23 protein-coding genes are annotated in these 22,536 nt (G+C 61.8%); 6 read left to right on the top strand and 17 right to left on the bottom strand.

Annotated elements, in window-relative coordinates; translation table 11 throughout:
* Positions 1 to 49: 49 nt before the first annotated feature.
* The 5 genes from rplS to ffh form a co-directional block, all read right to left on the bottom strand.
* On the bottom strand, positions 50 to 400 hold the full coding sequence (gene rplS, locus J7302_RS19260; protein ID WP_215378378.1) for a 50S ribosomal protein L19: 351 nt from the start codon (positions 398 to 400) through the stop codon (positions 50 to 52).
* Between the two features lie 42 nt (positions 401 to 442).
* Positions 443 to 1,186 (bottom strand): tRNA (guanosine(37)-N1)-methyltransferase TrmD, encoded by a 744-nt coding sequence (trmD, locus tag J7302_RS19255; protein WP_215378440.1) that lies wholly within the window; start codon positions 1,184 to 1,186, stop codon positions 443 to 445.
* Between the two features lie 18 nt (positions 1,187 to 1,204).
* A complete protein-coding gene (gene rimM, locus J7302_RS19250; RefSeq protein WP_215378376.1) occupies positions 1,205 to 1,741 on the bottom strand; it encodes a ribosome maturation factor RimM in 537 nt (178 codons plus the stop codon).
* Between the two features lie 8 nt (positions 1,742 to 1,749).
* Entirely contained in the window at positions 1,750 to 2,001 is a 252-nt protein-coding gene (gene rpsP / locus J7302_RS19245; protein ID WP_215378374.1) for a 30S ribosomal protein S16, read from the bottom strand.
* A gap of 136 nt (positions 2,002 to 2,137) precedes the next feature.
* Entirely contained in the window at positions 2,138 to 3,511 is a 1,374-nt protein-coding gene (ffh, locus tag J7302_RS19240) for a signal recognition particle protein (RefSeq protein WP_215378372.1), read from the bottom strand.
* A 156-nt stretch (positions 3,512 to 3,667) separates the two neighbouring features.
* Here ffh and J7302_RS19235 point away from each other — a divergent pair, with 156 nt between their 5' ends.
* A complete protein-coding gene (locus J7302_RS19235) occupies positions 3,668 to 4,468 on the top strand; it encodes a cytochrome C assembly family protein (protein WP_215378370.1) in 801 nt (266 codons plus the stop codon).
* Positions 4,469 to 4,477: 9 nt separating this feature from the next.
* Complete coding sequence (locus J7302_RS19230; protein WP_215378368.1) at positions 4,478 to 5,302, top strand: transporter associated domain-containing protein; 825 nt, start codon at positions 4,478 to 4,480, stop codon at positions 5,300 to 5,302.
* Here the strand turns inward: J7302_RS19230 and J7302_RS19225 are convergent.
* From J7302_RS19225 to J7302_RS19205, 5 genes are read right to left on the bottom strand one after another with little or no spacing between them, the layout of a single operon-like run.
* Positions 5,292 to 6,083 (bottom strand): SGNH/GDSL hydrolase family protein, encoded by a 792-nt coding sequence (locus J7302_RS19225; protein ID WP_215378364.1) that lies wholly within the window; start codon positions 6,081 to 6,083, stop codon positions 5,292 to 5,294. The genes J7302_RS19230 and J7302_RS19225 overlap by 11 nt on opposite strands.
* Positions 6,080 to 7,261 (bottom strand): formate-dependent phosphoribosylglycinamide formyltransferase, encoded by a 1,182-nt coding sequence (gene purT / locus J7302_RS19220; RefSeq protein ID WP_215378362.1) that lies wholly within the window; start codon positions 7,259 to 7,261, stop codon positions 6,080 to 6,082. Before purT ends, J7302_RS19225 begins: the two co-directional genes overlap by 4 nt.
* Before the next feature lie 17 nt (positions 7,262 to 7,278).
* Positions 7,279 to 7,488 carry a DUF1289 domain-containing protein gene (locus J7302_RS19215; RefSeq protein ID WP_215378360.1) on the bottom strand — a complete coding sequence of 70 codons (210 nt, stop codon included), beginning with the start codon at positions 7,486 to 7,488 and terminating at the stop codon, positions 7,279 to 7,281.
* Positions 7,488 to 8,012 (bottom strand): gamma carbonic anhydrase family protein, encoded by a 525-nt coding sequence (locus J7302_RS19210; protein WP_215378358.1) that lies wholly within the window; start codon positions 8,010 to 8,012, stop codon positions 7,488 to 7,490. The genes J7302_RS19215 and J7302_RS19210 overlap by 1 nt, the downstream gene beginning before the upstream one ends.
* 21 nt (positions 8,013 to 8,033) lie before the next feature.
* Positions 8,034 to 8,636: a CoA pyrophosphatase gene (locus tag J7302_RS19205; protein ID WP_215378438.1), complete on the bottom strand. Its 603-nt coding sequence runs from the start codon at positions 8,634 to 8,636 to the stop codon at positions 8,034 to 8,036.
* A gap of 169 nt (positions 8,637 to 8,805) precedes the next feature.
* On the opposite strand from J7302_RS19205, the gene J7302_RS19200 reads away from it, so the two are divergent.
* Both J7302_RS19200 and J7302_RS19195 read left to right on the top strand, forming a co-directional pair.
* On the top strand, positions 8,806 to 9,360 hold the full coding sequence (locus tag J7302_RS19200; RefSeq protein WP_215378355.1) for an NUDIX hydrolase: 555 nt from the start codon (positions 8,806 to 8,808) through the stop codon (positions 9,358 to 9,360).
* A gap of 43 nt (positions 9,361 to 9,403) precedes the next feature.
* Complete coding sequence (locus J7302_RS19195) at positions 9,404 to 9,907, top strand: L,D-transpeptidase family protein (protein WP_215378353.1); 504 nt, start codon at positions 9,404 to 9,406, stop codon at positions 9,905 to 9,907.
* A 72-nt stretch (positions 9,908 to 9,979) separates the two neighbouring features.
* Here J7302_RS19195 and J7302_RS19190 read toward each other — a convergent pair whose 3' ends face one another.
* From J7302_RS19190 to purL, 3 genes are all read right to left on the bottom strand, one after another.
* Entirely contained in the window at positions 9,980 to 10,297 is a 318-nt protein-coding gene (locus tag J7302_RS19190; RefSeq protein WP_215378351.1) for a Nif3-like dinuclear metal center hexameric protein, read from the bottom strand.
* 169 nt (positions 10,298 to 10,466) lie between these two features.
* Positions 10,467 to 10,637, bottom strand: a complete 171-nt coding sequence (locus tag J7302_RS19185) for a CDGSH iron-sulfur domain-containing protein (protein ID WP_251702151.1) — start codon at positions 10,635 to 10,637, stop codon at positions 10,467 to 10,469.
* A 187-nt stretch (positions 10,638 to 10,824) separates the two neighbouring features.
* Positions 10,825 to 14,721 carry a phosphoribosylformylglycinamidine synthase gene (gene purL / locus J7302_RS19180; RefSeq protein WP_215378349.1) on the bottom strand — a complete coding sequence of 1,299 codons (3,897 nt, stop codon included), beginning with the start codon at positions 14,719 to 14,721 and terminating at the stop codon, positions 10,825 to 10,827.
* Between the two features lie 167 nt (positions 14,722 to 14,888).
* Between purL and mltF the strand changes: the two genes are divergently transcribed.
* Entirely contained in the window at positions 14,889 to 16,349 is a 1,461-nt protein-coding gene (gene mltF, locus J7302_RS19175) for a membrane-bound lytic murein transglycosylase MltF (protein ID WP_215378346.1), read from the top strand.
* 59 nt (positions 16,350 to 16,408) lie between these two features.
* On the opposite strand, the gene J7302_RS19170 is transcribed toward mltF, so the two are convergent.
* The 3 genes from J7302_RS19170 to J7302_RS19160 form a co-directional block, all read right to left on the bottom strand.
* A complete protein-coding gene (locus tag J7302_RS19170) occupies positions 16,409 to 17,665 on the bottom strand; it encodes an aromatic amino acid transport family protein (protein WP_215378343.1) in 1,257 nt (418 codons plus the stop codon).
* Between the two features lie 286 nt (positions 17,666 to 17,951).
* Positions 17,952 to 18,443 (bottom strand): tRNA adenosine(34) deaminase TadA, encoded by a 492-nt coding sequence (gene tadA, locus J7302_RS19165; protein ID WP_215378341.1) that lies wholly within the window; start codon positions 18,441 to 18,443, stop codon positions 17,952 to 17,954.
* A gap of 7 nt (positions 18,444 to 18,450) precedes the next feature.
* Positions 18,451 to 19,821 (bottom strand): multicopper oxidase family protein, encoded by a 1,371-nt coding sequence (locus J7302_RS19160; RefSeq protein ID WP_215378339.1) that lies wholly within the window; start codon positions 19,819 to 19,821, stop codon positions 18,451 to 18,453.
* Positions 19,822 to 20,089: 268 nt separating this feature from the next.
* On the opposite strand from J7302_RS19160, the gene J7302_RS19155 reads away from it, so the two are divergent.
* Positions 20,090 to 20,779 carry an intradiol ring-cleavage dioxygenase gene (locus tag J7302_RS19155; protein WP_215378337.1) on the top strand — a complete coding sequence of 230 codons (690 nt, stop codon included), beginning with the start codon at positions 20,090 to 20,092 and terminating at the stop codon, positions 20,777 to 20,779.
* Between the two features lie 159 nt (positions 20,780 to 20,938).
* On the opposite strand, the gene guaA is transcribed toward J7302_RS19155, so the two are convergent.
* Positions 20,939 to 22,519 carry a glutamine-hydrolyzing GMP synthase gene (guaA, locus tag J7302_RS19150; RefSeq protein WP_215378334.1) on the bottom strand — a complete coding sequence of 527 codons (1,581 nt, stop codon included), beginning with the start codon at positions 22,517 to 22,519 and terminating at the stop codon, positions 20,939 to 20,941.
* Positions 22,520 to 22,536 lie beyond the last annotated feature (17 nt).

Here is a 22,536-nt window from a genome sequence, read left to right as displayed (position 1 = left end):
AAAAACCCGCCGAGGCGAACCAGGGCGGGTTTTCTTCGAAACCGGTCGGTTAGACCAGCTTTTCCTTGATGCGAGCAGCCTTGCCGGACAGGTCGCGGAGGTAGTACAGCTTGGCCTTGCGCACGTCACCGCGGCGCTTGACGGACAGGCTGTCAACCAGCGGGGAGTAGGTCTGGAAAGTACGCTCTACGCCCACGCCGTTGGAAATCTTGCGCACGGTGAACGCGCTGTTCAGGCCGCGGTTGCGCTTGGCGATGACCACACCTTCGAAAGCCTGCAGACGCTGACGGTCGCCTTCCTTTACTTTAACTTGAACGATTACGGTGTCGCCCGGGGCGAAAGCCGGAATCTCTTTGCTCATTTGCTCGGCTTCGAGCTGCTGAATAATCTTGTTGGTCATCGCTATGCTCCTAAGACAGGTTTCTGGCCTGCCATCGATACGTTAACTATCGTCCCGCTGGCGGATGTATTCCTCCAGCAGCTTTTTCTCTTCTCCAGAAAGCGAGCGGCAATCCAGAAGATCAGCCCGACGTTCCCAGGTGCGCCCTAAGGCCTGCTGCAAACGCCATCGCCGGATGTGTTCGTGGTTGCCGCTGAGCAGCACCTCAGGAACACGCTTGTCTGCGTACACCTCGGGTCGAGTGTAGTGCGGACAATCGAGCAGGCCGTCCGTAAAGGAGTCCTCCTCGGCGGAGTCCGCGTGGCCCAGCGCGCCAGGCAACAACCGCGTCACCGCATCGATCAGCACCATGGCCGGCAGCTCACCGCCGGACAGGACGTAGTCGCCAATCGACCATTCCTCATCGACGTGCTCCTCAATGAAGCGCTCGTCGATGCCTTCGTAGCGACCAGCAATGAGGATCAAAGCATCCTCGTTCGCCAGCTCGCGCACGGCCGCCTGTTTCAATTGGCGTCCTTGCGGCGAAAGGTAAATCACCTTCGCTCGCTCCCCTGCCGCTGCCTTGGCTGCTGCCAGGGCCCGTTCCAGGGGCTGGATCTTCATGACCATGCCTGGGCCACCACCGAAGGGGCGATCGTCCACCGTCTGGTGACGATCTTCGGTGAAACTCCGCGGATTCCAGCAGTTCAGCTTCAAGAGCCCCTGCTTCACCGCACGGCTGGTAATGCCGTATTCACTGATGGCGGCGAACATCTCGGGAAAGATGCTGATGACTTCGACCTGCATGCTTTTCAAGTCAGGCCCTTAGAAATCGGCGTCCCAATCCACCCGCATTTCACCGGCATCCAGATCGACCGATTGCACACACTGCTCCGTATAGGGCAGAAGGCGTTCACGGTCATCCAGGCTGCCAGCGCAGGGCTTGACCACCATCACGTCGTTGGCACCGGTCTCGAGCAGATGATCGATACGGCCGAGCAATTGCCCGTCCTGGTTGATCACATTGAGACCTTCCAACTGGTACCAGTAGAACTCGTCATCGCTGAGTTCGGGCAGCTCACTGCGAGGCACGCAAATTTCAAAACCTGCGTAAGTGCGGGCGACATCACGGTCGTCCAACCCTTTCAGCTTTGCCACCAGGACCTTGCCATGCACACGTCCACTGATGACCTCGACCTGCTTTACCTCGTTGTCACGCTTAAGCGTCCAACGGCGGTAATCGAGCACGTTATCCAGCGGATCGGTGAAGGAATAGACCTTCACCTCGCCACGTACGCCATGCACCGAGAATATCTTGCCGAGAACGATCAGATCCTCGGCGGGGGCCGGCGTCGTGCTCATAAAGATGCTTAGGCAGCAGCCTTGGCAGCTTCCTTCAGCAGCTGAGCAACACGCTCAGACGGCTGGGCGCCCTGGCTCAGCCAGTAGCTGGCACGCTCCTGGTTCACGGAGAGCTTCACTTCTGCACCCTGAGCAACCGGGTTGAAGAAGCCGATGCGCTCAACGAAGCGACCATCGCGCGCATTGCGGCTGTTGGTCACGGTCAGGTGGTAGAAGGGGCGCTTCTTGGAGCCGCCACGGGCAAGACGGATGGTTACCATTGAACTTCGTTCCTGTAGTCGGTGCTTTTCAAGCTGTATGCACACATGGGCCATGGGCCCGAAAGGCCGCATATTCTAAAGATTATCCGGCCGATTGCAAATCTCTTTTTACTGGCCACCGGTCGGCGACCAGATCTCACACCTTCGGCATCCCGCCAGGGAACATCCCACCCATGCCACGCATCATCCTGGCCATGCCACCCTTGGCAGTGACCTTCTTCATCATTTTCTGCATCTGCTTGTGCTGCTTGATCAGACGCCCGACATCCTGCACCTGGGTGCCGGAGCCCAGGGCAATGCGGCGCTTGCGCGAACCACTGATCACGTCTGGGTCGCGGCGTTCGGCCGGCGTCATGGAGTTGATGATTGCCTCCATCTGCTTGAACTGCTTCTCCGCCGCGTTCTGGGCATTGCCCATCTGGGACAGGTTCACGCCTCCCAGCATCGGCAGTTTGTCCATCAGGCTGCCGAGACCGCCCATGCTCTTCATCTGCTGCAACTGGTCACGGAAGTCTTCGAGGTCGAAGCCCTTGCCCTTCTTGATCTTTTTCGCGAGTTTCTCGGCCTTCTCGCGATCCATGCTCTGCTCAGCCTGCTCGATCAGGCTGAGGACGTCACCCATGCCGAGGATGCGCGAGGCGATACGATCCGGGTGGAACGGGTCGAGGGCTTCGCTCTTCTCGCCCATGCCGAGGAACTTGATCGGCTTGCCGGTGATGGCACGCACTGACAGGGCGGCACCACCGCGGGCGTCACCGTCCACCTTGGTCAGCACCACGCCGGTGAGCGGCAGGGCATCATTGAAGGCCTTGGCGGTATTGGCAGCGTCCTGACCGGTCATCGCATCGACCACGAACAACGTCTCTACCGGCTTGATCGCGGCATGGACCTGCTGGATTTCGCTCATCATTTCCGCGTCGACGTGCAGTCGGCCGGCGGTGTCAACGATGACCACATCGATGAACTTGAGCTTGGCCTCACGGATCGCCGCCTGGGCGATATCCACCGGCTTCTGGCTGGTGTCCGACGGGAAGAACGTCACGTCGAGATCGTTGGCCAGGGTTTCCAGCTGCTTGATCGCCGCCGGACGGTAGACGTCCGCCGACACGACCAGTACCGACTTCTTCTTGCGCTCCTTGAGGAAGCGCGCCAGTTTGCCAACGGTGGTGGTCTTGCCCGCGCCCTGCAGGCCGGCCATGAGGATGACCGCCGGTGGCGCAGCATTGAGCGACAGATCTTCATTGGCGGCGCCCATCAGCTCCACCAGCTCGGCCTGGACGATCTTCACGAAAGCCTGGCCCGGCGTCAGGCTCTTCGACACCTCGGTACCGACTGCGCGTTCCTTGATCTTGCCCACGAAGTCCTTGACCACTGGCAAGGCAACGTCGGCCTCGAGCAGGGCCATGCGCACTTCACGCAGGGTGTCCTTGATGTTGTCCTCGGTCAGCTTGGCCTTGCCGGTGACATGGCGCAGCGTCTGCGAGAGGCGATCGGTTAGGTTTTCAAACATGCGCGTTCCTTTCGGGCTCTCAGGAGCCCCGGCTGAGCTAGCGGCAGGCGGCGGATTATAGCGAAGTGTCGGCGGCACCGACACCGCCAGCGGTCTTTCACCCGCCGGCCTTGTATGCCACACTCACGGCCTTTCGGGCTTGCCTTACAAGGACTTATGCACCCTCTGCTGCCCAGCCTCCTGGCTGCTTTCCTCTATGCGGGCGCCTCTGGCTATCAAGGCCTGCGCCTGAGCCAGCGCGCAACACCGAACAAGCGGCTGCTGATCCTCTGCGGCGCGGCGGCCCTGCTCGCCCATGGCGTCAGCCTGTTCTTCCAGCTGGTCACCCCGGCAGGACTGAACCTGGATTTCTTCAATGCGGCCAGCCTCATCGCCGCTGCGGTGATCCTGCTGATTCTGGTGGCCTGCGCTCGAATTCCAGTCGAGAACCTGCTGATGCTCCTGCTGCCACTGGGTGCACTGACCGTGTTGCTGGCGGCGTTCATGCCCGGCGGCACGGCGCAGCCAATCGACGAGCACATAGGCATCCTCGCGCACATCCTCCTGTCCATCCTGGCCTACGGCCTACTGACAATCGCCGTGTTCCAGGCGCTGCTGCTGCTCTTGCAGGACTACCAACTCAAGCACAAGCACCCATCCGGGCTGATCAAGAACTTCCCCGCGCTACAGACCATGGAGAGCCTGCTGTTCGGCTTCCTGTGGGCTGGCTGGAGCCTGCTGTCTCTGTCGCTACTGTCGGGCTGGCTGTTCGTCGACAACCTGTTCGCCCAGCACCTGGCGCACAAGACCATCCTGTCCTGCATCGCCTGGATCGTGTTTGGCGTGCTGCTGTGGGGTCGCCACCAGCTGGGCTGGCGTGGACATAAAGCCGTACGCTGGACCCTGGCAGGCTTCTGCCTGCTGATGCTGGCCTACTTCGGCAGCAAGCTCGTCCGCGAATTCATCCTGCACATCTGACTACAGGCCATGCACGGACTACTCGTCGGTTTCCTGCTTGGCCTGACCCTCGCCCTACTGGCAGCCGCGCTAGTAGCCTGGATCCTATCTCGGCGCCGACGAGGCGTTAAGATCCAGCCGCAATCCCGCCTCCCGGTTGCAATGATCGGCGTGCTGCAGAAGGTGACCGTCAGCGCCATCATGATTCCACGGAGCGAGATCCAAGGCATCGACCTGGCCACACCGCCAGAGACGCTGCAGGAGCAATTGCGCAACGCTACCCATACCCGCCTCCCGCTATTCCGTGAAGATATCAACCAGATAGAGGGAATCCTGCACCTGCGCCAAGTGCCGCGCCTGTTGGCAGAAGGCCTGCCCAGCGCCGAAACGCTGCTCACCGCCAGCCGAGAGACCTATTTCATTCCGGAAAGCACGCCACTGCTTACGCAGCTGGTGAACTTCCAGAAGAACCAGCGGCGCCTGGGGATTGTGGTCGACGAGTACGGCGACGTGGTGGGACTGGTCAGCCTGGAAGATATCTTCCAGGAGCTGGTAGGCGAGTTCGGCAGCCTGGAGGACTTCAGCCCAAACCCTGGCATCAAGCCCCTGGAGAATGGCCGCTACGAACTCGATGGCGCTCTTCATCTGCGCGAGCTGAACCGGGTATTGGGCTGGCACTTGCCCTGCGATGGCCCCAAGACCCTCAATGGGCTGGTCACCGAGGCCCTGGAGCAGATTCCAGATTGCAGCGTGTGCCTGAAGGTCGGACCTTATCGACTGGAAATCCTGCAGTCCGGGGAAAACCGCGTGCAGCGCGTTCTGGCCTGGCGCGCGGACCTTTCAGTCAGGCCATAGCCTTCACGTTGCCATCAGCCGAGCCACTCAGCGACTGGGCCGGGGACAGCTCCGACGCCGATGCAATAAACCAGTCTGCCATCGCCTCCGCCCAGACCTCATAACCTCGCTGCGACGGATGATAGCCATCAAGCGCCAGGTACTCGGCGCGCATCTCCAGCGTGGTCGCGCAATAGCCCAGTCCCTCGCGCGCAGCCAACTCCCTGAGCCGTCGATCAAGCAGTCGAGCACGCCATCCCAGCAATAGCCGGAGCAGCCAGGGCAACGCTGAGAAGTACTGAAGGGGCGGCACGCCGGCCAGGACAACGCGAGAGCCGCGTTCCGAGAAGGGACGGGCCAACGCCTGGAGTGATTCACCCCAGGTGCGAGCTGAACTGAAATGAGTAGTGTCGTTGACTCCGAAAACCAGTATCAGCAGGTCGACTGCCTCGCCCTGAACATGCGGCAGCAGCCTCTCGACAGCGCCTGCTGCCGTAATGCCGTTTTCGCCGCAAGCCCGCCAGGCCACCTGACGCTCCAGCCTCTTGGCCAACGCACTGGCCAGCCGCCCGATTAGCGCGTGATCAAGGCAGGACGCCCCGACACCCACGACAGTCGACTCACCAATCAGCAACAACCGCAGCGGTTCGCCGGGGTATGCATCGCCCACCAATCCCTGTTGCGGCCCGGCAGCAGGCGCCAGACGCAAAGCGGATCGACGGGTAAGTACCGCCATTGGCAGGACCAGTGGCAGTAACGGCATTGCCGTCGCCCACCACAAGAACCCCGCCAGGCGACTCACAGCTCGACTTGGACGGCCTGGGCCGAACGGGTGGCCTTCTGCCTCGCGGCTTCGACCGACTCATCCCGAGCCAAGGCCACCCCCATGCGGCGCTGGCCATCCACTTCCGGCTTGCCGAACAGGCGCAACGCCGTATCCGGCTCACTCAATGCCGCGCCCAGATTGCCGAAGCTGACTTGGCTGGAGCGCCCCTCCGCCAGGATTACCGCCGAGGCCGAAGGCCCTTGCTGGCGAATGACCGGAATCGGCAGACCAAGGATGGCCCGGGCATGCAGGGCAAACTCGGAGAGCTCCTGGGAGATCAGGGTGACCAGGCCGGTGTCGTGGGGGCGCGGTGAAACCTCACTGAACCACACCTGGTCGCCCTTGACGAACAGTTCGACGCCAAACAGGCCGCGGCCGCCGAGGGCCTCGGTGACCGCTCTGGCAATTCGCTCGGATTCGGCCAGTGCATCAGGGCTCATCGCCTGGGGCTGCCAGGATTCATGGTAGTCGCCCTTTACCTGACGGTGACCAATGGGGGCGCAGAAGCTGGTGCCACCGACATGACGGACAGTGAGCAGGGTGATTTCGTAGTCGAAGTCGATGAAGCCTTCAACGATGACCCGCCCCTTGCCCGCACGACCACCCTCTTGGGCATAGTCCCAGGCTGCCTGCAGGTCAGCGTCGCTCTTGAGGACTGACTGCCCCTTGCCGGACGAGCTCATGATCGGCTTCACCACGCAGGGATAGCCGACACTGGCGACGGCTGCGCGGTAGTCCTCGAAGGAGTCAGCAAAATGATAAGGGGAGGTAGGCAGGCCCAACTCCTCGGCAGCCAGGCGGCGAATACCTTCGCGGTTCATGGTCAGCTGCGCAGCTCGCGCAGTCGGGACCACGGTATAGCCTTCGGCCTCCAATTCCACCAGTGTCGATGTGGCAATGGCCTCGATCTCGGGAACGATGTAATGCGGATGCTCTGCTTCGATTACAGCCCTGAGCGCGGCACCGTCGAGCATGCTGATCACATGACTGCGATGGGCGACCTGCATGGCAGGGGCGTTGGCATAACGATCCACGGCGATCACTTCGCAGCCCAGGCGCTGCAGTTCGATCACCACCTCCTTGCCGAGCTCGCCAGAGCCACACAGCAGTACGCGGGTCGCACAGGGCGACAAGGGGGTTCCAATACGGGGCATGTCACTTCCTCGGAGGGTCAAGATACGTGGCTGGGAGGCGTCAGGTAAAAACCGCCAGCGCGGGCGCGCTTTACGCAGCGCGCCAGCACCTCGCGGCGCTCGGCATTATCCATGCGCCCCCAGCGGGTGATTTCATCAGCGCTGCGCTGGCAGCCGCTGCAGATGTCGTAATCGTCGAGCACACAAATCTGGACACAGGGCGAGCGGACCGGGCGTTCGTTTTCCATCAGTCGCCCTGCTCAACCAGGTCGCGCGCATAGCGCTGCGCGTTGTGTACGTAATGGGCGGCACTCGCCTCGAGCATTTTCTTCTGCTGCTCGGTCAATTCCCGCACCACCTTGCCAGGCGAGCCCATGACCAGTGAGCCATCGGGGATTTCCTTGCCCTCGGGAATCAGCGCATTGGCGCCAATGATGCAGTACTTGCCGATCTTCGCTCCGTTGAGCACGACCGCGTTGATGCCGATCAGGCTGAAGTCACCGACGGAGCAACCATGCAGCATGACGTTGTGACCGATGGTGACCGACTTGCCAATACTAAGTGGATAGCCCATGTCGGTGTGCATGACGGTGCCGTCCTGGACGTTGCTGTTTTCACCGATGTGGATCAGCTCATTGTCACCGCGCAGCACGGCACCGAACCAGACACTTGCGCCCGGCTCCAGTCGGACATTGCCGATGACCGTCGCGTTGGGCGCGATCCAACTGTCTGGGTGGGCATCGACTCGGGCATTGCCCAGACGGTATTTCATCAGGCACTCCTCAACAGGGGCTTATTTGAGATTGATAAAGGTCGCTGGCGGATTGCGCATCTCGATTTTGGCATCGAACACCAGGTTGACCAGCTCCACCACCATGATCGCGGTAAGGCCCCAAATCTTGTAGGGGCCGTACTGATAGCAGGGCACATACCAGCTCCTGCCGAGGTAGTCGATGCGGTGGGTCATTTCCCGCGGATCATCGCGGAAGAATGCCAAGGGCACGCTGAACACCGATTCGATCTCACCATGGTTGGCCTTGTACTCCACAAAATCGGGAACCATTCCAACGAAAGGCGTGACCTTGATGCCATGCCGGGACACCAGCGTACTCAGTGGGCCAATCACCTCCACAAGGCCTGGCGGGAGCCCGACCTCCTCCTCCGCCTCACGCAGCGCCGTGCGGACGAGGTCAGAATCTTCCGGGTCTCGCCGCCCTCCAGGGAATGCCACTTCACCACCATGGGTGGACAAGCCGCTGGCACGCAACGTCAGCACCAACTCAGGCTCATCACTGCGGGTGATCGGCACCAGCACCGCTGCTTCAGGGAAGTCGCGATCCGTCTCAAGGGTTCGTGGGGAGTAGCTCTGCACGCGTCGGAGCAGGTCATCCAGCATGGACATTCTCATTCTCTACTTCTGTTCGGCATGATGGCATGAACCAAAGGGCCACCCAAGCCCCGGACCGACAGGACGCATCATTCATCACCTTTGGTTTGCCCTGCTGAACGCTTGCCGTGCGACACTGCGCCGCGCCAAGATGAAGGCCTGCACCCGAGGAACGACGATGAAATTCTGCAGCCAGTGCGGCGGCTCCCTGGTCCAGCGCATTCCCGATGGCGACAATCGGCTGCGCCATGTCTGCACCAGTTGCCACGCCATCCATTACCAGAATCCACGCATAGTCGCCGGATGCCTCCCGACTTGGGGTGAACAGGTGCTGCTCTGCCGCCGAGCCATCCATCCACGCCGAGGCTATTGGACCCTCCCCGCCGGCTTCATGGAGAACGGCGAAACCATGGAACAGGCGGCCAGTCGGGAGACCCTGGAAGAAGCCTGCGCTCGCGTCCGCGATCTCCGCCTCTATACGCTTTTCGACCTACCCCACATCAGCCAGGTCTACACCTTCTTCCTCGCCGAACTGGTCGACCTGGATTTTTCCGCGGGCGATGAGAGCCTGGAAGTCCGACTGTTCCACGAACAGGAGATCCCATGGGCGGAGCTGGCTTTCCCGACAGTAGGCCGTACCTTAGAATGTTACTTTGCCGACCGCGTCGGGCAGGTCTTCCCGGTGCGCAACGAGCCGATTGCGCCGTTGCTGGCCCACTACAAGAAAACCTGACCGCCTGACTGCTTACCGAGAATAGTGTGGGGAAGTTGTGCCAATGCGCTGGTTGCTAGTTGTTCTGTCATTGAGCCTTGCGGCTCTCGCCCAAGCCAGCACTGCGCCGACGCTGGCCGGGAAGCCTATCGACAAGGTATTGGTGGTGAAATCCGAGCGAAAATTGCTGCTGCTCAATCGCGGGGACATCCTCAAGTCCTACCGCATCTCCTTGGGCAAGCAACCCAGCGGTCCCAAGCTGCGCGAAGGCGACCAGCGCACTCCAGAAGGTTTTTATTGGATCGACTGGCGCAAGACCAGCGACAAATTCAATCTCGCCCTGCACATTTCCTACCCCAACGCCCGTGATTCGGCACGTGCGCGGGAAAAGGGTTTCCCTCCCGGCGGGATGATCATGATCCACGGCACCCCGCTGGATGAGGAATACCCCGAGTGGTACTTCCATTCGCTCGACTGGACCGAAGGTTGCATCGCGATGAAGAATGCCGACATGCGCGAAATCTGGAGCCTCGTGAAAGATGGCACCCTGATCGAAATCAGGCCATGACCCCACTCAAAAATACTGGAAAGGCGCCTTCAGGCGCCTTTTCCGCACCCCATTGAGCTACCGCTCACCATCTCAGAACACCAGATCAGAAAGCCGCCATACCTCGAAGGCCGGAGTCTCGTACGGGTGAGCCTGTTTCAAGGCTTTGACTGCGGCATGGATCAGCTCATCGGCTACCACCATCTCCACCTTCCATTCAGCCACCTGCTCCAGTGTCCCCGCCTGCCCCAGATAGGGATGACTGCCCTCCAGTGGCCGGAACTGGCCTTGGCCCAGCGCCTGCCAGCAACAACTGTCATAAGCGCCGATCCGGCCACCCCCCACAGCGAAAACGGCTTTTTTCACAGGCTCCAGATGGCTCTCTGGAACGTAGAAGCACAGCTTGTACATCAAGGTCTCCACGTGGTCGGCTAGACGGAGTTGAGAATGGAATGATGGCACTTGGCCTTCAATCATGCCGCGGCATTGTTCACATACAGGGAGTTCGACCGCTCAAGCGGGCAAGGGTTCTTTCCCGAACAGCAACAAGTGCATCTCAGAGCCCCCTCCAGAATCGCCGCTAGCGCTGGCCGAGTGAGGACGTCGGCAGGTTGTGACTGCCGTCGCAGCAAGGCAAACGAGCCGAATGACCACAGCAACAGAGCAACAGGAACTGCTCACGGTCAGGGGCAGTGGGAAGGGCAATCAGGTCGCCCGGAGGAACGGTCGCAGCGACAGAGCCGACAAACATTGCCGGGTTGCGGGCGGCAGACTTCGGGAAGAATGGGGAGATTGCTGTTCGACACGGGGGACTCTGCGGACGAAAGCAGATGAGCAGAAAGAGGCGAGGTCGGAGCGTGCAAACAGCCGCCCTCCCCACCCTTCAAGCACCCTCTCCCATTCGGGAGAGGGCCATCAGAGCCTGCTCTGGCCGGTTTTTAATCGACCCAAACGCGTGCGTTACGGAACATGCGCATCCAGCCTGCATCTTCCTGCCACTCGTCCGGGCGCCAGGAGTTCTGCACGGCACGGAACACACGTTCCGGGTGCGGCATCATGATCGTGACACGGCCGTCACGGCTGGTCAGGCCCGTGATGCCACGCGGAGAGCCGTTGGGGTTGGCCGGGTAGCTCTCGGTGACCTTGCCGTGGTTATCGACGAAACGCATGGAGACGCAGCCGGACAGATCCGCTTCCAGCAGGGCTTCTTCGCTTTCGAACTCCGCATGACCTTCGCCGTGAGCGATGGCGATCGGCAAACGCGAGCCAGCCATGCCACGCAGGAAGATCGAAGCCGAATCCTGCACCTGGACCATGGCCACGCGGGCTTCGAACTGCTCAGAGCGGTTACGCACGAAGTGCGGCCAGAACTCGGTACCGGGGATCAGCTCGTGCAGGTTGGACATCATCTGGCAACCGTTGCACACGCCCAGGGCGAAGCTGTCCTTACGCTCGAAGAAGGCCTGGAAGCCGTCACGGGCACGGGCGTTGAACAGGATGGACTTGGCCCAACCCTCTCCGGCACCGAGCACGTCGCCGTAGGAGAAACCGCCGCAGGCCACCAAGCCCTTGAAGTCATCGAGGCTGACGCGTCCACCCAGGATGTCGCTCATGTGCACGTCAATGGCGGCAAAGCCAGCGCGATCGAAGGCCGCAGCCATCTCGACCTGACCGTTGACGCCCTGCTCACGCAGGATCGCCACTTGTGGGCGCACGCCCTTCTTGATGTAAGGAGCAGCGATGTCCTGGTTGACGTCGTAGCTCAGCTTCACCGAGAGACCTGGGTTGTCTTCGTCCAGCAGGCCGTCGAATTCCTGATCGGCGCAATAGGCGTTATCGCGCAGGCGCTGGATCTGGTAGCTGGTTTCCGACCAATGGCGCTGCAGCATGCGGCGCTCACCGTGGAAAACGGATTCGCCATTGAAGCTGATGGCAACGTCGGCGCCATTGACCGGCTGACCGATGACCGCCACGCAATCGCCGAGGCCGGCAGCGCTGAACTGCGCCAGCACTTCCGGAGTGGCTTCCTGGCGCACCTGGATAACCGCACCCAGCTCTTCGTTGAACAGCACTCCTGCCAGGCCTTCACGGCCATCTGCCAAGGCATCGAGATAAAGGTTCAGGCCGCAGTGGCCAGCGAAGGCCATTTCCAGCGTGGTCGCCAGCAGGCCACCGTCCGAGCGATCGTGGTAGGCCAGCAGGTGGCCATCGTCATTCAATCCCTGGATGACGGCAAAGAAGGCCTTCAGGTCTTCGGCGTCGTCGACATCCGGAACGCTCTGGCCGAGCTTGCTGTAGACCTGGGTGAGAATTGAACCACCCAGGCGGTTCTGGCCACGGCCGAGGTCGATCAGGATCAAGTCGGTCTCGCCCTTGTCCAGGCGCAGCTGCGGCGTCAGGGTCTTGCGGATGTCACTGACGGGGGCGAAACCGGTGACGATCAGCGACAGCGGCGAGGTGACGGACTTATCCACACCCTCATCCTGCCAACGGGTCTTCATGGACATGGAGTCCTTGCCCACCGGAATGGTGATGCCCAGCGCCGGGCACAGTTCCATGCCCACCGCCTTCACAGCCTCATACAGGCGTGCATCTTCGCCCGGGTGGCCAGCGGCGGCCATCCAGTTGGCGGACAGCTTGATATCACCCAGCTTTTCGATCTTGGCCGCAGACAGGTTGGTGATGGTTTCACCAATGGCCATGCGCCCCGATGCAGCGGCGTTCAGCAGGGCCAGCGGGGTACGCTCGCCCATGGCCATGGCTTCGCCGGTGTAGACGTCGAAACTGGCCGCGGTGACGGCGCAGTCGGCTACCGGAACCTGCCAGGGGCCAACCATCTGGTCACGAGCCACCAGGCCAGTGATGGTGCGGTCGCCAATGGTGATCAGGAAGTTCTTGCTGGCGACCGCTGGGTGACGCAGTACGCGATCAACAGCCTCGCCGACATCCAGTTCTGCTGCGGCGAAATCATCGCCCAGCTCAGCCTCACGGCTCACCGAACGGTGCATGCGCGGCGGCTTGCCGAGCAGCACGTTCAGCGGCATATCCACCGGTTTGTTGCCGAAGTGGCTGTCAGCCACGGTCAGGTGCGGCTCTTCAATGGCCTCACCGACGACCGCAAACGGGCAGCGCTCTCGCTCGCAAATGGCCTTGAAGCGCTCGAAGTCAGCAGCATCCACGGAGAGCACATAACGCTCCTGGGATTCGTTGCACCAGATTTCCAGGGGGCTCATGCCCGGCTCGTCGTTGGGCACCGCGCGCAACTCGAAGCGACCGCCGCGGCCGCCGTCGTTGATCAGCTCAGGCAGGGCGTTGGAGATGCCACCGGCGCCGACGTCATGGATGAACTTGATCGGGTTGTCCGCCCCCAGCTGCCAGCAGCGGTCGATGACTTCCTGGCAACGGCGTTCCATTTCCGGGTTATCCCGCTGTACCGAGGCGAAGTCCAGGTCAGCTGAGCTGGTGCCGGTGGCCATGGAGGAGGCTGCACCGCCCCCCAGGCCGATGAGCATGGCCGGTCCGCCGAGCACGATCAGCTTGGCGCCAACGGAAATCTCGCCCTTCTGCACGTGCTCTGCACGGATGTTGCCCATGCCGCCAGCGAGCATGATCGGCTTGTGATAACCGCGCACTTCTTCACCGCGCGGCGTGTTCACCGCCTGCTCGAACGTACGGAAATAGCCGGTCAGGGCCGGACGGCCGAATTCGTTGTTGAATGCAGCACCGCCCAACGGCCCCTCGATCATGATATCCAGGGCTGTAACGATGCGATCGGGCTTGCCGTAGGGCTTTTCCCAAGGCTGTTCGAAGCCGGGGATCTGCAGGTTGGAGACGGTGAAACCCGTAAGGCCGGCCTTCGGCTTGGCGCCGCGACCGGTTGCACCTTCGTCGCGGATCTCGCCGCCGGAGCCCGTGGAGGCCCCCGGGAATGGAGCGATGGCGGTCGGGTGGTTGTGGGTTTCTACCTTCATCAGGATGTGCACGGGCTCCTGAGTCGCACCGTACTGACGGCTCTGCGGATCGGGGAAGAAACGCCCGGCCGTGGAGCCTTCGATCACCGAGGCGTTGTCCTTGTAGGCGGACAGCACACCTTCACGGTGCATCTCGTAGGTGTTCTTGATCATGCCGAACAGGCTCTTCTCCTGGGCCTGGCCGTCGATATCCCAACTGGCGTTGAAGATCTTGTGACGGCAATGTTCGGAGTTGGCCTGGGCGAACATCATCAGCTCGACGTCGTGGGGGTTACGCCCCATTTCGTTGAAGCTCTTCACCAGGTAGTCGATCTCGTCCTCGGCAAGCGCCAAACCCAGTTCCAGGTTGGCTTTTTCCAGGGCAGCGCGACCGCCGCCCAGCACATCGACGACGGTCAGCGGCTTCGGCTGAGCACGACTGAACAGGCCGGCGGCCTGCTCCAGGCCATCCAGCACCAACTGGGTCATGCGGTCATGAAGGACACTGGCGACCAGTTGAACCTCGGCGTCGGAGAGCTCCCCGGCGACGTAGTAGGCAATGCCTCGCTCGATGCGCTCGATCTTCGCCAGGCCGCAGTTATGGGCGATATCGGTGGCCTTGCTCGACCAGGGCGAGATGGTGCCGAAGCGCGGCACCACCAGCAACAGGCGACCACTGGGCTCTTGCACCGGCACGCTGGGGCCGTACTTGAGCAGGCGCGCCAGAACCTGTTCCTCGTCACCGCTGAGAGCGCCAGTCACTTCGGCAAAATGGGCGAACTCGGCGTAGAGTCCGCTTACGGCGGGGACCTTCTGGGTCAGTTGCTCGAGCAATTTGCCGTGGCGAAAAGCGGAAAGGGCGGGAGCACCGCGCAGGATCAACATCTTCGGGACAGCCTCTGGGGAAGGGGTGTGCTTGGAGGCCGTGCATTCTAGCGCAAAGCACCGCTTTCCGGCACCTATGCCGAAGCCCTCGCGTCGCCCGACTGCTAGCAGAGAACCTATACGCTGTCGAGATATGGCACCCGCCAGCCTTTGCGTATACTGCGTAGATGCTCATCCAACATACGTTCCGCAAGCACCGCACCTTCTGGCTGCTGGCGACCGGATTCCTTCTGATGCTCGGCGGCTGCAAGCAGCCCTCCATGCTCGAGCGCATTCAGGAGGAAGGCGTGCTACGCGTGATTACCCGCAACAGCCCCGCTACGTACTTCCAGGACCGCAACGGCGAGACGGGCTTCGAATACGAACTGGCCAAGCGCTTTGCCAAGGACCTTGGCGTGGACCTGGAGATCGAGACCGCGGACAAGGTCGACGACCTGTTCTCGCGCCTGGGCCAAGCCGAAGGCCCAGTCATCGCCATGGCCGGCCTGGTGGCCAGCGAAAGCCGCAAATCCGAAGTGCGCTTCTCCCATCCGTATCTGGATGTGACACCCCAAGTCATCTACCGCAACGGTGACCGCCGCCCTACCCGCCCCAACGATCTTGTCGGTCGGCGCATTCTGGTATTGAAGGGCAGCAGCCACGCCGAACAACTGGCCGCCCTGAAGGCTTCGATGCCAGGCCTCAAATACGAAGAGTCCGACGAAGTCGAGGTGGTCGACCTACTGCGCATGGTGGACGAAGGGGAGATCGACCTGACGCTGGTGGACTCCAACGAATTGGCGATGAACCAGGTCTATTTCCCCAACGTCCGCGTGGCCTTCGACCTGGGCGATGCCACCAGCCTGGCCTGGGCCATGGCGCCAGGCGAAGACAACAGCCTGCTCGACGAAGTGAACGCCTTCCTCGACAAATCCCGCAAGGATGGCACTCTGCAACGGCTGAAGGACCGTTATTACGGCCACGTCGACGTATTGGGTTACGTCGGGGCCTATACATTCGCCAAGCACCTGCAGCAGCGCCTGCCGCGCTATGAGCCGCACTTTCGCAAGGCTTCGCAGAAAAGCGAAGTCGACTGGCGACTGTTGGCGGCCATCGGCTATCAGGAGTCGCTCTGGCAACCTACAGCCACCTCCAAGACCGGCGTCCGTGGCCTGATGATGCTCACCGAAGGCACCGCCCAGGCCATGGGCGTTTCCAACCGCCTCGACCCCAAGCAAAGCATCCATGGCGGCGGAAAATACTTTGCGATGATCAAGGACGGTCTTTCGGATGACCTGAAAGACCCGGACCGCACCTGGTTTGCCCTGGCCGCCTACAACATCGGCATTGCCCACCTGGGCGACGCGCGCAAGCTGGCCAAGGCAGAAGGGCTCGACCCGAACAAGTGGCTGGACGTGAAAAAGATGCTTCCGCGGCTGTCGCAGAAACAGTGGTACCGCAAGACGCGCTATGGTTATGCCCGTGGGGGCGAGGCGGTGCATTTCGTGCAGAACATTCGCCGCTACTACGACATCCTCACCTGGGTCACGCAGCCGCAAATGGAAGGCAGCCAATTGGCCGAGAACACCACCCACCTGCCAGGCGTGAACAAGACACGCCCAACCAAAGAGCAGGACGAAAGACTCTGACCCGACTCGCTACCAGTCACCCACAAAAAGCCCGCAATGCGGGCTTTTTCATTTCTGCATCACCAGCCGGATGGCAGCAGGTTCAAGGCACTGCAAATCGCATAGGCCGCGCTGGCCAAGTAGATCATCACGATCACTACCTGAATCAGCGGATTGGCAATCCAGCCGCATTGCCAGGCAGGCTGCAGATCACCATTACGGCGAGCGGAGCGCAGCATGAGGATCGGCATGATGGACAGGATCACGCCGCTGAAGGCGCCAGCAAAATAGAGGGCGCTCACGAAGCCGACCATGCCGCTGTATGCCAGTGCGAACGGCGGCACGCAGACCAGGCCAAGCACCACCAGGCGGGTCTTCGGCTGGGACTCCGCGCCAAGGGAGCGGAACTTGTCGAAGATATTGGTCAGGAAGCTGCCACCCAGCCCCCAGTAGGAAGTCAACATTGCGCATAAAGCGAAGGTGTTGGCGGTGTAGAACGCCCACTGTCCCAACGCCTGGCCCCAGGCGAGAGTAGCCACTTCGGTCTGGTTCTCCAGGCCGGTCAGGGAGATCACCGACATCGGCACGATGGCCAGCAGAACGAACGTCAGTAGCATGCCGGTGATAACCGCCTTGGGCAGCCTTTCCGGGGCATGGCTGAAGCCGCGCGCCATCTCCGGCACGATGTATTGGGCCGAAAAGCAGAAGACCGCGATATTGAACACCGGCACCATGTAGACCCAGTCACCCTCGAGCAGGTGTGCCACATCGGTGTTCTGATTGACCAGGGTAGCGATGACCAGCACCAGGATCATGCTGACCATGCCAATGCTGATGAACTTCTCGCCCTTGCCGATCGCACCGAGGCCGAGATAAAGCACCAGCGCCGCCGGAATGAAGAATAACAGGCTGCCAACCGCCGGACTGATCCCCAGGAAAGCGCTGAGGATCTTGCCGCTGCCGCTCATGTAGGCAATCAGTGCGCCGATACTGTTGACCGCTACAGAGACAAAGATGGCCCAGGAGCCGAACGAACCCACATAGCGCTGGGCAAGGCCACTGAGCTGGTTGTGGGTGCGGGTACGCAGTGCCGTTTCCGACACGTAGAGCATGGAGATGGTGGTAAACACCCCTGCGACTGCCAGCCATATCAGCAGCGGCATGAAACCGGCCTTGCGGCTGGCGTATGCCATGGACAGGACGCCTGCGCCTATGTTGGTCCCCACGATCATCGCCACAGCCTCGAGGAAGCTCAGACGCTTGACCTCCAGCCCCGACGAGTCGACCGACTCCGCCCCAACCTGATCCTGATACGACTGGACCCGGGTATCACTCATAACAGCTCCCTCACATCGGCATTCAACAAAACAAAAAGGAGGGCCCGGACCTTGAGCTGCCATGGCCTTTGCGTTTGAGAATGAACGAGGGCACTTCGGGACAACGGGGTGACGGGCGCCTCCTGGCGAGCGCCCCTACTTCAGGACGCCTCCAGATGAGGTACGCAACCGTACCGCTCTGGACCGCCACTTTCGGCGGGCGCGCAAAATATCACACGACCTGTTGTTTCAAACGAAACATGCCTACGACTTTGGTCGTAAGCGCCGCCAAACGGTCGCACGGGCTTCAACTGTCCTTGCGCGCAGCCCGGCGGGCCTGGAAGAAGCCGGAGAGCAACTGACTGCACTCCTGAGCCAACACGCCCCCCTCAACCAGCACACGATGGTTGAGGAATTCCTGGCTAAAAAACTGCCCCCGGCTGACGACGACACCCGCCTTGGGCTCGGTGGCACCGTAGACGACGCGGCTGACACGCGAGTGGACGATCAGCCCTGCACACATGCTGCAGGGCTCCAGAGTGACGTAGAGCGTGCTGCCCACCAGCCGGTAGTTTTCCACCGCCTGCGCCGCGTCGCGGACAGCGACCATTTCAGCATGGGCGCTGGGGTCGTGACGGGTGATCGGGCAATTGAATCCACGACCGATGATCTGCCCATCCTGCACCAGCACGGCGCCCACTGGCACTTCACCCAATGCGGCACCCTCGGCAGCGAGGGCAAGGGCCTTACGCATGAAATGCTCATCCTGGCTACGGTCGATGATCCGGGGTTGGCGCATAGGTCACTCAGGCAACTTCGATAGCGGCCATCAGGCCGGTTTCCATATGGTCGATGACGTGGCAATGGAACATCCAGATCCCCGGGTTATCCGCCACCAGGGCGATCCGGGCGGTCTCGTTCTTGCCCAGCAGATAGGTATCGGTAAAGTAAGGCACGATGTCACGCCGATCGGAACTCAGCACCTTGAATGCCATGCCATGCAAATGGATGGGGTGGAGGTACTGAGCCATGTTGCGCAATTCGAAGATGTAGTGCCCATCCTTCTGCAGCCTTGCGATGGGGCGGTCGGCGCAGGTCTTGTCGTCGATGTCCCAAGCCTTGCCGTTGATCTGCCAGTAATGGCTGCGACGCCCCGGGGCGCTGCTATCCACCAAGGTCGCCGCCCATTCGAAGTTGAAGCGCAGCACCTGGGCCTTGTCCAGATCAGGCTCAGCCACCGGATTGGCAGGAAGCGCTGCAGGCCACTCACCCGGCGCCTCGTTGCTCGGCACACTCTTGAGCGTCGCCAGACGCAGGGGGCCATTGCGCAGCGGCAGTTCCTGGCCTGCTGCCGGCACCTTCAGAGCCAGCTCGATGCGCATGCCGGGACCGAGCCAGTATTCCTTGCCCAGCGGGCGCGGTTCGACCGGATGACCATCCAGGGCATAAACGCGGACATCGGCACCCGGCAGATTCAGGCGGTAGGTCACCGTGTTGTCGAGGTTCAGGATGCGCAAGCGCACCACTTGCCCGGCGGGCAGGTCGAGGGTCGGCAGGGAAACCCCATTGACGCTGGAGAGACGCCCGCGGGTACCCTCCCGCGCGGCCTCGCGTGGCACGCTGAAAGCCGTGAAAGCGCCTTGCTGGTCAACATGCCAGGTCTTGAGGTTGAGCACCCGCTCATGCCTGAAACCGCTGGGCTCGCGCTCTTCGACGATCAAGGGGCCAACCAGACCACGTCCCAGTTGATGCGCGCTCGAAACATGCGGGTGGTACCAGAAACTGCCGGCATCCTCGGTCTTGAAGCGGTAATCGAAATATTCGCCAGGCAAGACCGGCAGTTGGGAAACATACGGGACGCCATCCATCTCCAGCGGCAGACGAATGCCGTGCCAATGGATAGTGGTAGGCTCATCCAGCTTGTTGATGAAGCGTACGCGCAGCCAGTCGCCCTGCCGCGAGCGGAGTTCGACGCCAGGCGCCTGGCCGCCATAGCCCCAGGCAGGCGTGGTGTAGCCGGAGACCAGTTCGAGGTCAAGCGGTGCGGCGATCAGCTCGTAATCGTGAGTCCTGGCGTCCAGGGTGCGACCGAGCCAATAGCGGGCTCCACCAACGCCAAGGCCGACCACGCCGAGTCCGGCCAGGCCTCCGAGAATTTGTCTGCGAGTGAACGACATGGGTTCAGGCTCCTCGATGGAAAACGGGGCTGCCCCATCGGCTAATCGCGCCGACCTCTGGCGGGTCGGCGATTACGGGCCGCACAAGATACACCCTGCCTACGGCAAAGATAAGGGTAAGTAGACGCATTTGCGCAGCTGTCAGCCAGGCAGTGCCTCGCTTGCGGCGCAAAATTGCGACCAAACGGCGCAGCGGGTCGGCGAGCGCCCCCCCCTTGAGGATCGGCGTAGGATAAGGAACCAGCCCCCTCTGCAGAGGAGCCTCCCCATGGACCCCACCCGTCGCCAGTTCGTGCAACTCGGTGTCGGTAGCCTGTTCCTGCTGCAGTGGCCGCGCCTGGCCTGGGCCAGCACTGCGCCATCCTGCCGGCTCAGCCCCGAACAGACCGCCGGCCCCTTCTACTTGGATGACACGCTTCTGCGCCAGGACATTACCGACGGCAAGCCCGGCATACCGCTCCTCCTGCAGTTCGAAGCTCTGGACGCCGAAGGTTGTCGGCCACTGAGCGGTGCCGCCCTGGATATCTGGCATTGCGATGCCCAAGGGGCCTATTCGGGTGTCGGCGCCAATGAAGGGAGCCGCTTCCTGCGCGGTATGCAGATCACCGATGGCGCGGGCCGGGTGGAGTTCCGCAGCATCCTCCCTGGCTACTACCCGGGCCGCACCAACCACGTCCACCTCAAGCTGCACCTTGGCGGTCATATTCGTGAAGGGCACTACCTCAGTGGGTGGGATCTCCATACCGGCCAACTGTATTTCCCCGAGCCGATCGTGCGCGAGGCCATGACCTTGCCAACCTACCGCCATCCCGGCGAGGAGTGGACGCCCCAGGCACGGGACTACATCTTCCGCCGGCAACAGGGTGAGGACTCTATTGCGACCCTCAGCCAAGCCCCCACAGGCAATGGCCTGGTGGCCCGACTGACACTGGTGGTCACTACGCGAGCTCCCGCGTAGATTGGCTCAGCGAGCGCAGCAAAGCCCAACGGGGGCGGTGGCGGGGATCATCGGGCCTCGCTCCGCTCGGCACCAACCTTCCAAAACGAAACTGGCCAGGCTTTTCAGGGCCTGGCCAGTTCTGGACGCCGTTAGCGGACTAGAAGCCCGAAGTAGGCGTCATTCCCACTCGATGGTCGCCGGCGGCTTGCTCGATACGTCGTAGGTAACGCGGGAGATGCCTTCGATCTCGTTGATGATGCGGTTGCTGACCTTCTCCAGCAACTCGTAGGGCAGGTGCGCCCACCGTGCGGTCATGAAGTCGATCGTTTCAACCGCGCGCAGCGCGACGACCCAGGCGTAACGACGGCCATCGCCGACCACGCCCACCGATTTCACCGGCTGGAAGACCACGAAGGCTTGGCTGGTCTTGTGGTACCAATCGAAGTTGCGCAGCTCTTCGATGAAGATGTGGTCGGCACGACGTAGAAGATCGGCGTACTCCTTCTTCACCTCGCCGAGGATGCGCACACCCAGGCCCGGGCCCGGGAACGGGTGACGGTAAACCATGTCGTAAGGCAGGCCCAGTTCCAGGCCGATCTTGCGCACTTCGTCCTTGAACAGCTCACGCAGCGGCTCGACCAGTTCGAATTGCATGTCTTCCGGCAGGCCACCGACATTGTGGTGCGACTTGATCACGTGGGCCTTGCCAGTCTTGGCGCCGGCCGATTCGATCACGTCCGGGTAGATGGTGCCTTGGGCGAGGAACTTGATTCCCTGTAGGCGGGTGGCCTCTTCATCGAAGACTTCGATGAAGGTGCGACCGATGATCTTGCGCTTCTCTTCCGGATCGCTGACGCCTGCCAGACCGCTCAGGAAACGCTCTTCGGAGTTGGAACGGATCACTTTGACGCCCATATTCTCGGCGAACATGGCCATCACCTGGTCACCTTCGTGCAGACGCAGCAGGCCGTTGTCGACGAACACGCAGGTCAGCTGATCGCCGATCGCCTTGTGCAGCAGGGCTGCCACCACCGAGGAGTCGACGCCGCCGGACAGCCCCAGCAACACCTTGGACGAACCCACCTGGGCGCGCACGGTAGCGATGGCGTCGTCAACGATATTGGACGGGGTCCACAACGCGGCGCAGCCGCAGATATCGAGGACGAAGCGCGACAGGATGCGCAGCCCCTGCTTGGTGTGGGTCACTTCCGGGTGGAACTGCACGCCGTAGTAGCCGCGGCCGTCATCGGCCATGGCCGCGATCGGGCAGCTAGGGGTGCTGGCCAAGATATGGAAGCCGGCAGGCATGTCGGTAACCTTGTCGCCGTGGCTCATCCATACATCCAGGCCCAGCACGCCGTCGTCGTCCACATGGTCTTCGATGCCATCGAGCAGACGGGCCTTACCGACTACATCAACGCGGGCATAGCCGAACTCGCGCAGGTCCGAGCCCTGCACCTTACCGCCGAGCTGTTCCGCCATGGTCTGCATGCCATAGCAGATTCCGAACAGCGGCACGTTGAGGTCGAAAACTGCGTGCGGTGCGCGCGGGCTATCGGCTTCGTGCACCGACTCGGGACCGCCGGCGAGGATGATGCCTTTAGGAGCGAAGGCGCGGATCGCCTCATTGTCCATGTCGAACGGGTGGATTTCGCAGTACACACCGATCTCGCGCACGCGGCGGGCGATCAGCTGGGTGTACTGGGAGCCGAAGTCGAGGATCAGGATGCGGTGGGCGTGGATATCTTGATGGGCCATGCGCGGGCTCTCGATAA

It is taken from the genome of Metapseudomonas boanensis (assembly GCF_018704125.1).
Classification (GTDB): domain Bacteria; phylum Pseudomonadota; class Gammaproteobacteria; order Pseudomonadales; family Pseudomonadaceae; genus Metapseudomonas; species Metapseudomonas boanensis.
This window is presented reverse-complemented; position numbering and strand designations above follow the sequence as displayed.